Source organism: Pseudomonas sp. P4_C3 (assembly GCF_056402075.1).
Window position 1 is genome coordinate 1 of the sequence record NZ_JBFUIC010000128.1, and the last position, 13390, is coordinate 13390.

The following is a 13390-nucleotide window of genomic DNA, read 5'->3' on the forward strand; positions in this document are numbered from 1 at the left end:
GATCGCATGGGTTCAGGAAAGCCAGGCGCACTGGCGGGCATTCCTTGCACTGGACCAGTACTTGGGTGAGGTGGCGCAGTTGCTGGATGCTGATCAACGGGGAGAGGCCCGGCGGCATTAAACCACCTGGAGTATCCAGCGTTTCGCGCCGAACGGGCAGCGAGCCCTCAGGGGTATCTCGCTGCGGGCCGTTATTCCTCTGAGGACCACTCGATTAACCGGTCTTGCGTGGAGTCTTCTTGCTAGCCCCCTTGCGTCCGGAGCCGCTGCTTTCATTGGCCTTTTCGCGCATGGACACCGAGGCCAGACGGTGGGGCAGGATGCCAATGCGTCGGGCCTCCACCTTGAACGTGACCCGCGCATTGTCCTCGCTGTCCTCCCATTCATCCTTGACCGTCCGGCCCTCGACCAGGATGCGCATGCMTTTCTGGTACAGAGTGCTCCAGTGCTCGGCGTCACGGTGCCAGAGCTCGACGGGGGCCCAGTAGCCGCCGCGATCCTCGTAGCCGCCGTCGCGCGGTACCGGGTTGTCGAAATAGACATTCAGCCGCAACAGGCGTCGCGGTTCATCCGGGGGGCTGTTGAACTCCTGAAACTCCGGGGCGCTACCGATGTTGCCTTCACCAACAAAGAACGTGCTCATGCTTGCTACTCCTCGGTGGGGGAACGGGATAGATCGAAGATGGTCTCGACGGCGTGCAGCTTGCTGACGCCGGTTTCGGCCTGGCGATACAGCGACTGCAGGCTACTCATCTGCAGGTTCAGGGTGACGCGGTTGACCTCCAATTGGTACAGCGCCTCCCGCAGCGAAGGCGCCAGATGCGGAAGTGCCATCGCTTGCTGCCACACCTGTACCCCCATGCGCTGGAAGTCCGGGCTGCGCCAGCGCAGGAAATCGGTTCCGGAGGCGCTGTGCTGGACGACCAATCGCAGGTCCAGCAGCGAGAAGGGAGGCTGCGCCATGATGGTCAGCATCACCCCCATCAATCCGGCGACCCGGGTGCGCAGGCGCAGGATCGTCTCGGCGAATTGCTGCAGTTCCCCCTTACCCTTAAAAGGCTTTAAAAGGCCTTTTAGGGAGGCACCTTGTTCGAACTCACGATAGGCATCCGCTGACAAACGCCGAATGATCGCTTCGGCCAAGGTCATGCTTCACCCCCTTCGGATGGAATGTCCTGCGCGGGCTGAGCCTCTGTCTCTGCCTGACCTGGCTCATCGCGAATCGAGGCCGTGGAACCGCGTGCGATGGGTGGGGCAAATTGGGAGCGGCGGCTGCCCTCAAGAATGTTTCGCGGTGGTGTGCCGAACTTGTCGATGGCCTCGCGGGCGCGGGCGTTGTTGGCGGCCATGTCATCCCGGCTGACCCCGGCCAGGCGGTAACGCTGCGCCAAACCGAACAGGCTGCGCAGCAGATGGGCGCCACGATCGATCCAGACTTCCATGTCGCTGCGGCCGATCAAGGCGGTGTGATGGGCGAGCAACACGCGGCGCACCAAGGTGTCGTAGTCGGTCAGCAGGTAGACCGCGAGAAAGCCGAGCTGGCTGCCAATGAACAGCGGCAGGGTGACGGGATGGATGTTGAGGTTGTCGCCGACATCGACTTGGGTGGGCAGGTCGCGCTCCACCTGGCTGATCTGGCTGGTCAATGTGAGCATTTCGGCCTTGGCCTGCAGCAGCTTGTCTTCCAGCTGGAGCATGAACCAGTCGGCAAATGGGTCGTCCTGGCTGCTCGCGTGCTTGAGCAGGTTGGTGACGCTGATGTAGCCGGCCATGCCCATGATGGGGTGCACACCTTCGCGGGCCATGCGGCCTTGCCACAACCGCGCGGCATGATGGGTGTGCAGAGTGAGGGTGATGCTGCTGCGCAAAGAGCCCAGGTTGAGCTGATAGTGATCGACCATCGCCAGTACCTCGCCGTCGGAATGACGCAGACAATGGGCTGTTCCGTGAGGCGCGGCGCGGATCAACGCGAAGGTGGCCCGCTCGCATTTACAGGCAGTGGATTTCCCTGGATTTGATGGCACCGGCATTGATTCCGCTGGCGTCCAATCTTAAGGCGCTGCGCCTATGCCGCGACAGCGTTGCTTCAGTTCCTCCAGGCACGCCAAGGCGAGTGGAGAGGCCGTGCGTTCGCCGCTGCGCCGTGGACGCTCGCAGGGCGGTTCTGCCTTCGGATCGCGGTGGGACGTGGTTACTGGCAGAGTCGTCTCGGCACGGGCCGCCCACAAGGTAAATTCCCCTTGGCATGCGCGCTTGATCAAGCCCATCAGGTAGGCGACCGGTTTGCGGATTTCGCCGCGGGCACACCGCACCGCCGCTTCGTTGATCACTGCTTGTTGCTGTTCAGGGTCGAGCTGGCGCATCGCCTGGATGGCCATGCGTCGCTCAGTTGGGCTTAGCGGTAGGTCCTCTGGCCATCGGGCTCGGCCTAACTCAACCTGCGCCAGTACCGTACTTTTTTTGCTTTTGTCTTTCTGTACTGTACGGCCGGCGTCGGTATTCCGAACCACAGCCGAAATCGGTGCGTTACCGCAGGATTCGCGATTCGTTGCCGATGCGTCTGCGGTCCGAACCTGGTGGTTTTTTCTGAGTTCGGAATTGTCCGCATCCGCGCTGGTAAGGGAAAGCGATTGCTGCTGAGCTGGCGAAGCAGGTGCGGCGAGTTTTTCCTTAACGACCGCCGCCACTTGTGGGTCTGCGTGAATTTCCTCAATCACATGCTGCGCCACATCACGCACACCTTTAGTGGCGTGGGTGAGGTTCTGCTGGAGCAGCGCCGCGTAGCCGCCGTCGAGCTCAAGCTGTTCGGCTGGAGTCAACGGGTCGCCGTGCAGCACATAGACGCAACCGCGCAGGCAGCCTTGGTCATCGCGGGATCGATCAACCAAACTGAGCCAGCGGGTGGTGCGAAGTACGTTGAGCGCTCGGGCGATGGTCTCGCGCGATGCCTGCATCCCGCAGGGGCTGGTAGCTAGGTAGGGCTGCAGGTCCTGGTAGCGGGGCGTTTTCACATGACGTTCAGTGATCAGCCAGCGCAACACCTGCCAGGTGTTGCGTTCCAGCGGCGTCAGCCGGCGATCAAGCAGCAACGCTTGGGGCAGCGGATCATTGTCGCCATAGTAGATGGTCCGTAGCGGTGCCTCCTTAGCGGGGGCAGCCATTCGGGTCTGTGCCGCCTGCCACTCCATACGACGCCGCAGCGCGTCGTAGCACTGGCGTACCACATCCTGCCAGTCGACCTGATAGAAGTTCAGCATGGCGTACCTCCGTACAATTCGATCTGTTGCCAGATCAAGGTCAGGCTGATGTGTCGCTCCTCCGCCAGCATCATCATCGCATCCAACGGATCGTTGTCCGGGTCGTCTTTCCGCAGTTGGCTCCAGCGGTTCCACACCGCATGCTCTTGCGCTTCGCTGAGCTGAACCGGCCGACCGCGGTGGGTCTCGATTTTAAGCACGCGACGACGCAGCGCGGTTTCCGAATGGTCCAGGCCAAAGCAGCGGTACATGATGCTGGAGCTCGCCCCCAACTTGAGCGCCCGATTGATCAACCGCTCGTTTTGTTCATCCCGTTCGGCCTGAGCGATGAGGCGTCGCAGCACAGCCGTGTCGACTTTGACCTCCACCCAGGCGATGGACGAGTGCGCCAGGTGGGACAAGGTGGTCGGTGGTAGCGACTGCAGGACCTCGATGTCTTCATCGGCCAGCCCCAAGGCTTTGCACCGCTGCAGACGCCCATGGCGCAGTTCATGCAGCACCTGATTCAACATGGCATGGTTCAACAAATTAAAGGTGGTGGTCATGAGGCAGTTCCTCACGGTAGCGAGTGGACGACAGCGTCAGATCGATCAGCCGCCGGGCGTGGCGGATCAACGCAAATAGTTGCTCCAGCTGGGCATCGGGGAGCCGCTCGAGGCCAACTGTCAGAGAGGGGCGTTCGGCAAATGGCAGGTCGTAGGCCCCGATCAGCAGCTGACCAAACAACGCGGCCGGCAACTGCTGACGTTGTTCCCAGGCCACGTCATCTTGTAAACGCAGCAGGGCCGAGAGCAAAAGCTGAATGCCGGTATATCGTGGGCTGAGCAGTTCGCCGTACTCCAGTGACAGCGTGAAGCCCAGGCCGTCAGCTTGCGGCCTGACCATTGCACTGGCGTCGGCATATTTGGCTAGATCGGTCGCCAGCGTGACGCAGGTTTCGCGCAAGCCGTTGATGTCATTCAGTGACGTGACGCGTGGTGAAACCGGGTTCACCGGTGACTGAACGTCATCGATGCCATGCTGCTGCTTCACAGTAGGCTGCTCGTCACTTAGCGCCTGGCGAATGTGGGAGAGGCGGGGCTCTTTCGCCGTCGAAGGGGCTCCGCTACTTAGCTGTTGCTCGGGATTAGACGACTCGATTGATGTGTCGGAGGCGTCCACGCTTTCTGGCGACGGGCGTGGAGGGTCATCTTCTAAACTTTGAGGCAGAGGGTGAGCGTTAGTTGCTGCGTGAGGCGACACGTGCTGTTCCTGGTACATTTCCAGAGCTAGCAGGCGGGGCGTCTGATTCAGGATCATTGCCATTTTGGCGATCAGCTCGTCCTGTAGCTCACTCGAGTCCAGTTCGGGTTTTTCACCTTCGAATGTCGACAACACTTCTAACCACAGCATCGCGAATTGTTGGGCATCACCGAAATACTGGTTCCAGGTCGACTCCGCTCGGCGCCGCAGCGTGATCAGCCGCTCGATGACGGGTTTGCCGAGACCTGCATAAAGGATCTGCGGAATGGCAGGTAGCAGATGCTCGAGCGCATCGAACATACGGCTGATATGCGATTGCGAGACAGGGTACCCACCTTGGCTCAAGCGCGCGGAGAGCTCGCGTTGGCTCAGGGGGGCACTAGGCTCCTGAAACATGTCCTTGAGTTTCGCTACCGCGAGGGCCCTCTCGATGAACGTGAGCTGACCGTGCAAATCGCTTTCGGCCAAGTGCCCAAGCAAGGCATGTGACTCGGATTGCCAGGGACGGAACAGGCAGTGAATACGAAAGAAATGCTCTTCGCGGGTTTCCTGCCAGAGTTCACCGAGGATGCTCAAACGGGTGTTGCCGCCGTTGCGGATGATGAAGTGCTGCTCATTCGGCCGACGGGTGATGGAGGGTGGTTGGTCCAAACCGCGTTCGCGGATCGAGGCTTTGAGCTCGTCATACAGCGGATTGCGAATGACACGCGGATTGAGCTCGTAGGGACGCAGTTGCTCGAGGGTGACGACCATCGCTGTGTCGCCGACGGGAGCGGCCGTGACCTCACGGTCCGGCTTCTGCGGGAAATGGGCTTGCTGCAGTTGACGTGTGATTTCTTCGGAGGTCGGCGGCTTCATCACACATCCTCCGATCAGTCGCGACGGATAAGCCGGCTACCGGCTGTTGACGTTTGGCTAGTTTCGTACGCTGTTGGGGAGCTCAGTAGGTCGGTCCATTCTGGAAACAACTCGAGCGCCAGTGCACGCATGACCTCAGCGGCGCAACGGCTATGGCTACCAGCCGGTGGAGTGAAGTCGACGCGGTGCACGGGCAGCCCCAGTGAGGCCGCATTGAGGTAGGCCACCCGATCGGGAATCACTGTGGCGCAGAGGCTGACATGAGGATCGGCCTTAAACGAATCTTGGAGGCTCTCCATAATCAAGCGGGTATCGCGGCGATTGGCGTTAACCTGATTGAGCAACAGCTTCACTGACGGCAACGCGACCCCCAGGTAGCGGTACGGCTCCAATTCCTCAAACAGCCCGAGCGTGCCGCGGCGCAGCTCGCGCGCTGCGAGCATTTCCGGCGGGACTGGGCACAGTGCGCAATCGGAGGCGAGGAAGGCCATCTCCACCACCACGCTGCGCGCGCCTTGGGTATCGACGATGAGCACATCGTAACGATCCTGGAAGGCTGGTAGCAGATTGCGCAGTCGCAGGCGGCCATCGGCCGCTTGCAGCAGCAGGGTGTTTATATGCCCGGCGCGGTCGTTGGACACGATCAATTCAAGGCGTTGAATCACGGTGGTGGTGATCACCTGCTCGTGAGCAGTGAGCCGTTGTGAGATGAGTTCGTAACTGCCGGCGTCTCGGAGCTCGCACAAGGCGTAGTAACTGGACAGCGTCGGTTGGCTGTCCAGGTCCAGCAGCAACACCCGCAAACCTGAGTCGGCGAGCAATCCACCCAGATTGGCGGCGACGGTGGTTTTCCCCGCGCCGCCCTTGGTCGAGATCAACGAAAGAACTTTCATGACCCTAGGCTCCCGTCGACAAGCGATCCTGAACCCACTGCTCAATCTCCAGTGAGTCCCAACCGACGGCACGCGTGCCGATGCGGCGGCATTGCGGGAACAGTCCGGCTTTCATTAGGTTGTAGATGTGCGAGCGTTTGAACCCGGTTTTTTGTTCGACCTCATCACGACGCATGATGTGGCGCTCGGCTAACAGAGGGGCAGGGCTGGTAGATTGCATGGTGTCACTCCGTAGCGCCATGTGGCGCGTGGTGGGATGTGACAATCAGTGAAGGTCGGCAAAGGAGAGAAATCATTGCCAGGCAATGGCGGTCATTGCCTGGCAATTCGGCCTTAGGCCTGTAAGGCCTGGGCCAAATGACGGCGAGCCTCCGCAAATTTCCGATCAAGGGTGCGTTTACTCAGTCCAGGAACACCAGGGAATTGTGTAGTAATGGCCTCGACAACCGCAGCCTGGTTTTTATAGATCGACTGCAGACGGCCGCTGTTGGACTTGCCCAGCGCGACCTCCAGCAGTGCGCCGATGATTGTGTAGTGCACGAAAGCGGACGCCTCGGAGGGGACCTCAAATGTGCCAAGCTGTGCTGATAGCTTGTGATGGTTGAGGGCGTGAGCCTTCGCCTCATCGACAATTGCCGAGTGCGCTTGGCGTAGTTTTTCAATCTCGCGGGCACCGGCGTCTCGCTCCGCTTGCAGGGCCAGATGTGCGGTCAGGCTGACGCATTCGGAATGGTCGATATTCTGGGAAAATAGGAACGCTGGCTTTTCTTCCGGGCAGTTGCGTGCAAACCAAACCCGCAGATCAGAATGGCGGATGGACCAATAGACACGTTCAACCTGATCGATAGAGGTAATGGGTCGTCCAAGGTAGGTCGCGGCTAACTCGCCACAGACGATGGCGTCGTAGATGCGTTCGGCGTAGGCATGGAGAAAGGGCCATTGCGGAAAATGCTTGAGCAGACTACCGGGGTGAGAAAGATCTACCTGCAGAATTTCGCCTTGATGGTCGGCGAGGTTGCACCAGAGGATCGCGGCATCGATAGGGTGATAGGAGCTTCTGATCGAGACCATGGTAAAAGCCTCCTGCTAAATTCGTCCTAGAATCGCTGGCGCGGGCAATCCTTCTAGGCCTCTCCGAGCGAGCCAGATTCCAAGCCTCAATTGGATCCAATTATGGAGACAGCTCTACATGGAGATAGTTCGCTGCACGAGACGCGGTTGCAACAGGTTTTGACGTAGTGCAGGGGGCAGCGCCGATCATTGAACAGGCAGTTGACTTACGCGCATTGTAAACTCCGGCTTGAGCGCCTCGATCACATTGAGCATCTTGGTGTTGGCACTGATGCGATTTTGACCCTGCCTTTACTGGGTCAGATCTCTGTGAGCGGCAACAGGCTTGAAACGGTTGTGTCCAGTGAAGGCGTATGAGGATTGGCTGACGTTCAGTCAATTACAGGCGAGGCCGGTTTGCCGTTTGTTTGGAGGCCCTGTCGATGACGGGAACCTATGACTCGTAGAGCCAAATTTTTGACAAATAGTATGTAGCGCCCAATTGCCTGCGGATTCTAAGGATCAATCACCGCACGCCAAAAACCCCAATTTCAGTTTTTGGTCCGGTGCTGTTTCGGTGCAGCGAACCATTGTAAATTGCGCAAAGGCTATCGCTCGTAACAGCTCGGTGAGTATCGCACGGACGCAAACTCAACGCCTGTAGGTCTGGTTACGGCATCCTCCGTCGTTCACCCACTTATATCCGGCCGTCAGCCCTCCAAATGGAGCAATGGCAAAGGGCTGCGTTCGGCTGATTCTGTTGAAAAAAGTCGGATTTTCATCTCGCCTGAACTCAAGCACGACCACCACCGGAGAACCTACTCACCACATTGAGTGGTTTCTCGGCACTTCGTTGACCTTTGTTGCTTTGTTATTGGGATAATTTGAGGTTTTTGGCTTAGTGCAGGCGCATCTATCCTGTGACTGGTGGCCCGTGAGATGTCAATTTGGCCGGCCGTCGTAGGCTCTGCACCGTAGCGCCAGCGTGAACTCATCGGTCGCGCCACTCATGCCACGTAGTCTCAGGCGATCCAGTTTCAGTATGCGCTAGAGGGTGGACAAACATCATTTCGAACCTCTTACGTTCGTGGCGAGAGCGCACGTATTACGCCCTCGCTGCGATGCGCCGATCCACATCACGAGCGGCTTCATGGAAGCTGCGAGCTTGCGAAACAACACTTGGCTTTCATCGGACAAGCTACGCAGTCGGTCTGCCAGGATCGGAAGATGATGGTGTTGGCTTTGGTGAGGTGCAAACGCTCGTTCTTGGAGGCTCGCCATTCGCGGCGTAATAAGTTGCCGGCTTGGCAGCGGTATTCCTCGGCCTCTTCATTCCAGTGAAAATCGTAACTCGAAAAGCTATCGTTCTTGCGCTCAGTTTTGTCCCACACCGGCACATTCGGCTCGATGTCTTTTTCCTCCACCACCCAGGCCAGCATCTGCGCAGTACCGTAAGCGGTGTCGCCAATGAGGCGTTCCGGCTTGATGTCGAACTGCGCTTCGACCCGATCGATCATCTTCTTGGTGCTCTCGACTTATGGTTCGATCAGCCGGTGTGGGTTCCACATCCACGATGACGCCGTGCTCGGTATCGATCGGATAGTTCGTGGAATAGGCGTAGAACGCCGAGCGACCTGAGGCTGCGGTTCAGCGGGCTTGAGGATCCGTCAGCGATAGGCGCTTCGTCATAGACCTCTGTGCGTCTCTTCGGGAACGAGCCCCGGATTTCATTTCGCACAGGAGGGGTTTTCGGCATTATGACGTTTAAACTTGTGGAAACACTCACTTTCAAGGAGGCATGCTTGCGCAAAACCAAATCGCCAGAAGAGGAGCTAGAAAGTGGCGCCAAACGCGGACGTCTACCGCCGCTTTCGATGGTCCGCGCCTTTGAGGCAGTGAGCCGGCTCGGCTCGATGCGCAAGGCTGCGGATGATCTCAATGTCGGCCATACAGTCGTTTCCCGCCATGTGCGAAATCTTGAATCCTGGCTTGGCACGCGACTTGTGGATGCTGGACCACGAGGCATTCGGCTGACTACGGAAGGCAGGCTTTTTGCCGAGACTGTGGGAATGGCTTTCGACATGATCGCCAAGTCGACGGCGGAATTGCGTCCGGCGGTAAGCCGCTCGGTTTTACGAATCTGGTGTGTCCCTGGTCTCGCGACGCGTTGGCTGGCGCCGCGTTTTAACCAGCTCCAACTTGCGCTGCCCGGTATTGATTTCGTCATGCGCGCGACCGATCTAGAGCCCGATTTCGCGCATTACGACGCCGATGTCGATATCCGTTATTTGGATGAGCCGAAGGGGAATGTGCGCTGGATTTTGCTGGAAAGGCCGCGGATTTTCCCGGTCGCTAGCCCGGACTGGATCAGCAAGAACGCACCCATCCGCTCTCTTGACGATCTTGTGAGTCAGCCGTTGATACATGAGGAAAGCCGCGATCAATGGCGACAATGGTTCCATCAGGCTGGCTATGGGCATGAAGTAGTGTTGAACGGGCCGCGGCTCTGGTCAGCCAATCTTACGGTCGACGCGGCCCTAACAGGGCAGGGAATCGCACTCGCGACACGCCTAATTGCCGCTGATGATCTGCGCACCGGGCGGCTGGTCGAGTTGCTTGGAACCGATGTTCGGCTCGGAGGCTATTATTTAGTTGGACCGCGTGAGCGTTGGAATGAAGTGACATTGGCGCGCTTCCGCGCTTGGATGCAGCAGTCTATCGCGGAGACGACGGGTGGCCAGTCAGCTGGTGTGATAAGTCAACACGATTGCGCTGAAGAATAATTTAGCCGTCAGGTAAAAGTTCGGTTTGATACTTGAGTAGATCCAGGTCAAATAGCCTCAAACTGATCTTCCGCTCAACACATGCGCGCATGTTCCTCCTGCCATTGACGCTGGCTCGTCAAAGTTTCGTCCATTCACAAAAGTATCTCCCAGTTATTGTCGCAACCGCGCTCATTCACCAACATGCTATGCACGCGCCCATCACGAACGGACCCGTTGCGAATGACTGGCGAATGACCTTCGACAATCGGCTTGGGGGGGCGCTGTCCGCTAGTTTCGCTGTTAGTGGCAAAGACTTGCCGTTTATGGCGATTTGCTCTGGATAACGATCCGTTCGGAATGTACGAAGCTCATGGGGGAGGAATTCCTCCGTACTAGCTATGGAGTGGTGACATGAAGGCACCACTGAGGAAGTAATAAAGTGCCTGTCTGAGCAGGAGAAACTGTATCAAACTCAGCTCTCAAATGAGTGGGCACGGGCTGAATATCAAAAACAGCGAAGGGGAAAACCACGTTAGAGCACAGCGATTCTCATGCCATAACCGCGTTATAACCAAGTGCCGCAAGCTAGTCTGGAACGACTGTGTTCCGGACTAATTTCCCAGCCAAAACTTAAATCCATACCCCGCCAAGTTGCTATTAAGGTGAGCGGGGTCGTCACTTTCTTTCTTGGAGACACCCATGTCCAATGCCACTGACACACTGTACGCGAGGGATATAGCCCATCACCTTCATAGCTATACCGATGCGCGGATGCACGAAGGTGTCGGTCCGTTGGCAATTGAGCGCGGGGATGGGGTTTTCGTCTATGACACCGAGGGGCGTCGCTATATCGAAGCCATGTCGGGCCTGTGGAGTGCGGCACTTGGCTTCAGCGAGGTGCGACTGGTCGAGGCGGCCATGACGCAGATGCGTAAGCTACCTTTCTACCACACCTTTACTCACAAAACGCATCAGCCTGCCGTGGATCTCGCGGAGAAGCTCATCTCGCTGGCGCCGGTGCCGATGAGCAAGGTTTTCTTTACCAACTCCGGTTCTGAGGCCAACGACACGGTGGTGAAAATGGTTCGTTACTACAATAACGCCCGTGGCCTGCCGCTGAAGAAAAAGGTGATATCCCGCATCGGAGCCTACCATGGCGTGACCATCGCTGCGGCGAGCCTAACTGGCTTGCCGAACAATCATCGTGCTTTCGACCTGCCTATGATGGATATAGCGCATGCAATGTGCCCGCATCACTATCGTTTCGGCGAACCCGGCGAGTCGGAGGAGGCATTTTCGGATCGTCTTGCAAAAGGGCTCGAAACCCTCATCCAACGCGAAGGGCCCGATACAGTGGCTGCGTTCATCGGCGAACCTTTGATGGCGGCCGGTGGGGTTATTGTTCCTCCGCGCGGCTACTGGCAAAAGATCCAGGCGGTTTGCCGCAAGTACGATATTTTGTTGGTAGCAGACGAGGTCGTCTGTGGATTTGGCCGCACTGGCAACATGTTCGGCTCGACTACGTTCGGCATCGAGCCAGACATTATGGTGCTGTCTAAACAGTTGACCTCGTCATATCAACCGCTTGCAGCAGTGTTGATCAACGAACGGATTTATCAGGAGATCGCGGGGCAAAGTTCGACCATTGGGACCTTTGGACACGGCTTCACCGCGAGCGGGCACCCAGTGGCTGCGGCAGTGGCGCTGGAGAACATCAAGTTGATTGAAGAGCGACACCTGGTAGAACACGCGGCCGAAATGGGGGCGCGACTGCGAGCTGGCCTTTCGCAATATGCTGACCACCCGTTAATCGGGGAAATCCGAGGTGTCGGCTTCATTGCCGCCGTTGAGCTGGTCGCAGATAAATCGGAGAAAACCCGGTTCGAGCCGCTTCGCCGGGTCGGTAGTTATTTCAATGCTCGCTGCCAAGAGCACGGCATGATTGTCCGCAACATTGGCGACAGCATTGCGTTCTGCCCACCCCTGGTCACTACAGCGGAAGAAGTCGACCTGATCATCAACTGTTTCAGCAAGGCGTTGGAGGATACACAGCGGTGGCTGGCGCAGGGGCATTGAGTACGGGTACGGCTCGACTTTGATAGGTTTGGCGTCGTATCGCGGACGATTCTGTGAGAGTAGGCAGCGGGCCTGCTAAATGGCTTACAGGCAAGCCCGTTGTAGTATTCACGGAAAATGCCACGACATATATATGTTAGAGCCCTGATTATTCGGGGCTTTTTCGTTGGTGCCTGCCCCGGCCTCGCCTGCACCGGTGGTGTTAATGAAGACCACAGCGGTGACATCTTGGGTAGCAATGGGCGCGAATTACAAATATGCAGCCGATGTTAATTCTGCCGATGGGTCAGGAATCGCTGGATAAGCTTTTGTATTTGTTGAATATTTCCTCACCTAGTCGCTATGGTCGGGCTCAATGCTCGCGTCGATCACGGGTTGGCAATGCCGAGCTTCTGCGCCACTTTCAGGCACTGTCTTGCACTGAGCTTTTGAAGCCGTGACCCCAAGCGACGATTAGTTCAGCATGTTGTCAATTCTGGCGTTAGGAATACTCTTTATGGTCAGTTCCAGTTCATCTCAGTCGATGCAAGACTTCAGTCAAAACTTGCGCCTTCTCTGCGGATATTATAAGTCGGTGGCGAAGGTATGCCGCTCCCTTGATATCAACCGCCAGCAGTTCAACAAATACTTGGGGGCGCAAGCGACTCCCTCGTCCTTTACCCTGCGCAAGATCTGCACTTTTTTTGGGGTGGATGAGGAGGAAATATTCTCCGAGCATGAATCCTTCCGCGCTCTGCTCAACAGGCAACGCACGGCGCGAGAGCCGGACAGTGCGGTACCAGCCGATTTTTTTCCGAGCTCCGCGCAGGCGTTGTCGAAGTACCAGGGTTACTACTTTGTCTATTTGATGTCGCCTGCCGCGCCGGGGGAGGTGATCAAGTCGATTACCCGCTTGACCCGCTCCGGCGAAAAGATCCTGAGTAAAACCTACGAGCGGATGAGGCTGGGCGATGACCAGATGAACAGTTTCGGCATCAATAAATATCGTGGGTTCTGCTTTGCCTCATCGGATCTGATTTACATCGTCGAGCGCGAGTACCTCTCGTCCCGGGGCTATATCTGGTCAGCGCTTTATCCCTCCTATCGCAGTCGTTTCCGTTTTCTCAACGGCTTGGTACTCGGCGTTTCGGGTGACAATTTCCGCCGTCCTTTTGGTGCCCATATTGTATTTGAGCACCTAGGCGAGTCGATCGACCTGCGTAACGCTCTCACCAGTTGCAGCTGTTTTCCGATTGATGCCCCTGAGATT

General features: G+C 57.6%; 12 protein-coding genes and 1 pseudogene. 3 read left to right on the forward strand and 10 right to left on the reverse strand.

The genetic code is table 11. The annotated features are described in order from the left end of the window. Positions 1-214 precede the first annotated feature (214 nt). From AC1DVH_RS19045 to AC1DVH_RS19090, 10 genes and pseudogenes are all read right to left on the reverse strand, one after another. On the reverse strand, positions 215-643 hold the full coding sequence (locus tag AC1DVH_RS19045) for a single-stranded DNA-binding protein (protein WP_477755112.1): 429 nt from the start codon (positions 641-643) through the stop codon (positions 215-217). Between the two features lie 5 nt (positions 644-648). Then, positions 649-1149 (reverse strand): DUF3158 family protein, encoded by a 501-nt coding sequence (locus AC1DVH_RS19050; protein WP_477755113.1) that lies wholly within the window; start codon positions 1147-1149, stop codon positions 649-651. After that, positions 1146-1901, reverse strand: coding sequence for a PFL_4669 family integrating conjugative element protein (locus AC1DVH_RS19055; RefSeq protein ID WP_477755119.1), 756 nt, complete (start codon positions 1899-1901; stop codon positions 1146-1148). The genes AC1DVH_RS19050 and AC1DVH_RS19055 overlap by 4 nt, the downstream gene beginning before the upstream one ends. A 150-nt stretch (positions 1902-2051) precedes the next feature. Further along, a complete protein-coding gene (locus AC1DVH_RS19060) occupies positions 2052-3257 on the reverse strand; it encodes an STY4528 family pathogenicity island replication protein (protein WP_477755114.1) in 1206 nt (401 codons plus the stop codon). Continuing rightward, on the reverse strand, positions 3251-3802 hold the full coding sequence (locus tag AC1DVH_RS19065; RefSeq protein ID WP_477755115.1) for a DUF2857 domain-containing protein: 552 nt from the start codon (positions 3800-3802) through the stop codon (positions 3251-3253). Before AC1DVH_RS19065 ends, AC1DVH_RS19060 begins: the two co-directional genes overlap by 7 nt. Continuing rightward, complete coding sequence (locus AC1DVH_RS19070) at positions 3786-5357, reverse strand: ParB family protein (protein ID WP_477755116.1); 1572 nt, start codon at positions 5355-5357, stop codon at positions 3786-3788. Before AC1DVH_RS19070 ends, AC1DVH_RS19065 begins: the two co-directional genes overlap by 17 nt. 14 nt (positions 5358-5371) lie before the next feature. After that, a complete protein-coding gene (locus AC1DVH_RS19075) occupies positions 5372-6250 on the reverse strand; it encodes a ParA family protein (RefSeq protein ID WP_477755117.1) in 879 nt (292 codons plus the stop codon). 4 nt (positions 6251-6254) lie between these two features. Further along, the gene (locus AC1DVH_RS19080; protein WP_218497827.1) at positions 6255-6470 is read right to left on the reverse strand and encodes an AlpA family transcriptional regulator; all 216 of its coding nucleotides are present in this window, start codon (positions 6468-6470) and stop codon (positions 6255-6257) included. 113 nt (positions 6471-6583) lie between these two features. Further along, positions 6584-7321, reverse strand: a complete 738-nt coding sequence (locus tag AC1DVH_RS19085) for a hypothetical protein (protein ID WP_218497828.1) — start codon at positions 7319-7321, stop codon at positions 6584-6586. 892 nt (positions 7322-8213) lie between these two features. Beyond that, positions 8214-8983, reverse strand: a pseudogene (locus AC1DVH_RS19090) (transposase); the annotation flags it as partial. Positions 8984-9102: 119 nt separating this feature from the next. Here AC1DVH_RS19090 and AC1DVH_RS19095 point away from each other — a divergent pair. From AC1DVH_RS19095 to AC1DVH_RS19105, 3 genes are all read left to right on the forward strand, one after another. Continuing rightward, positions 9103-10083: a LysR substrate-binding domain-containing protein gene (locus AC1DVH_RS19095; protein ID WP_201783881.1), complete on the forward strand. Its 981-nt coding sequence runs from the start codon at positions 9103-9105 to the stop codon at positions 10081-10083. Between the two features lie 681 nt (positions 10084-10764). Then, positions 10765-12141, forward strand: coding sequence for an aspartate aminotransferase family protein (locus AC1DVH_RS19100; RefSeq protein WP_056723405.1), 1377 nt, complete (start codon positions 10765-10767; stop codon positions 12139-12141). Between the two features lie 496 nt (positions 12142-12637). Beyond that, a partial coding sequence (locus AC1DVH_RS19105; protein ID WP_477755118.1) for a helix-turn-helix domain-containing protein occupies positions 12638-13390 on the forward strand: 753 nt, incomplete at its 3' end.

Excerpts from the sequence above, each read along its gene's own strand:
- AC1DVH_RS19075 (WP_477755117.1), bottom strand. The coding sequence starts at position 6,250 with ATGAAAGTTCTTTCGTTGATCTCGACCAAGGGCGGCGCGGGGAAAACC.
- AC1DVH_RS19085 (WP_218497828.1), bottom strand. The coding sequence starts at position 7,321 with ATGGTCTCGATCAGAAGCTCCTATCACCCTATCGATGCCGCGATCCTC.
- AC1DVH_RS19100 (WP_056723405.1), top strand. The coding sequence starts at position 10,765 with ATGTCCAATGCCACTGACACACTGTACGCGAGGGATATAGCCCATCAC.
- AC1DVH_RS19065 (WP_477755115.1), bottom strand. The coding sequence starts at position 3,802 with ATGACCACCACCTTTAATTTGTTGAACCATGCCATGTTGAATCAGGTG.
- AC1DVH_RS19055 (WP_477755119.1), bottom strand. The coding sequence starts at position 1,901 with ATGGTCGATCACTATCAGCTCAACCTGGGCTCTTTGCGCAGCAGCATC.
- AC1DVH_RS19080 (WP_218497827.1), bottom strand. The coding sequence starts at position 6,470 with ATGCAATCTACCAGCCCTGCCCCTCTGTTAGCCGAGCGCCACATCATG.
- AC1DVH_RS19050 (WP_477755113.1), bottom strand. The coding sequence starts at position 1,149 with ATGACCTTGGCCGAAGCGATCATTCGGCGTTTGTCAGCGGATGCCTAT.
- AC1DVH_RS19070 (WP_477755116.1), bottom strand. The coding sequence starts at position 5,357 with ATGAAGCCGCCGACCTCCGAAGAAATCACACGTCAACTGCAGCAAGCC.
- AC1DVH_RS19060 (WP_477755114.1), bottom strand. The coding sequence starts at position 3,257 with ATGCTGAACTTCTATCAGGTCGACTGGCAGGATGTGGTACGCCAGTGC.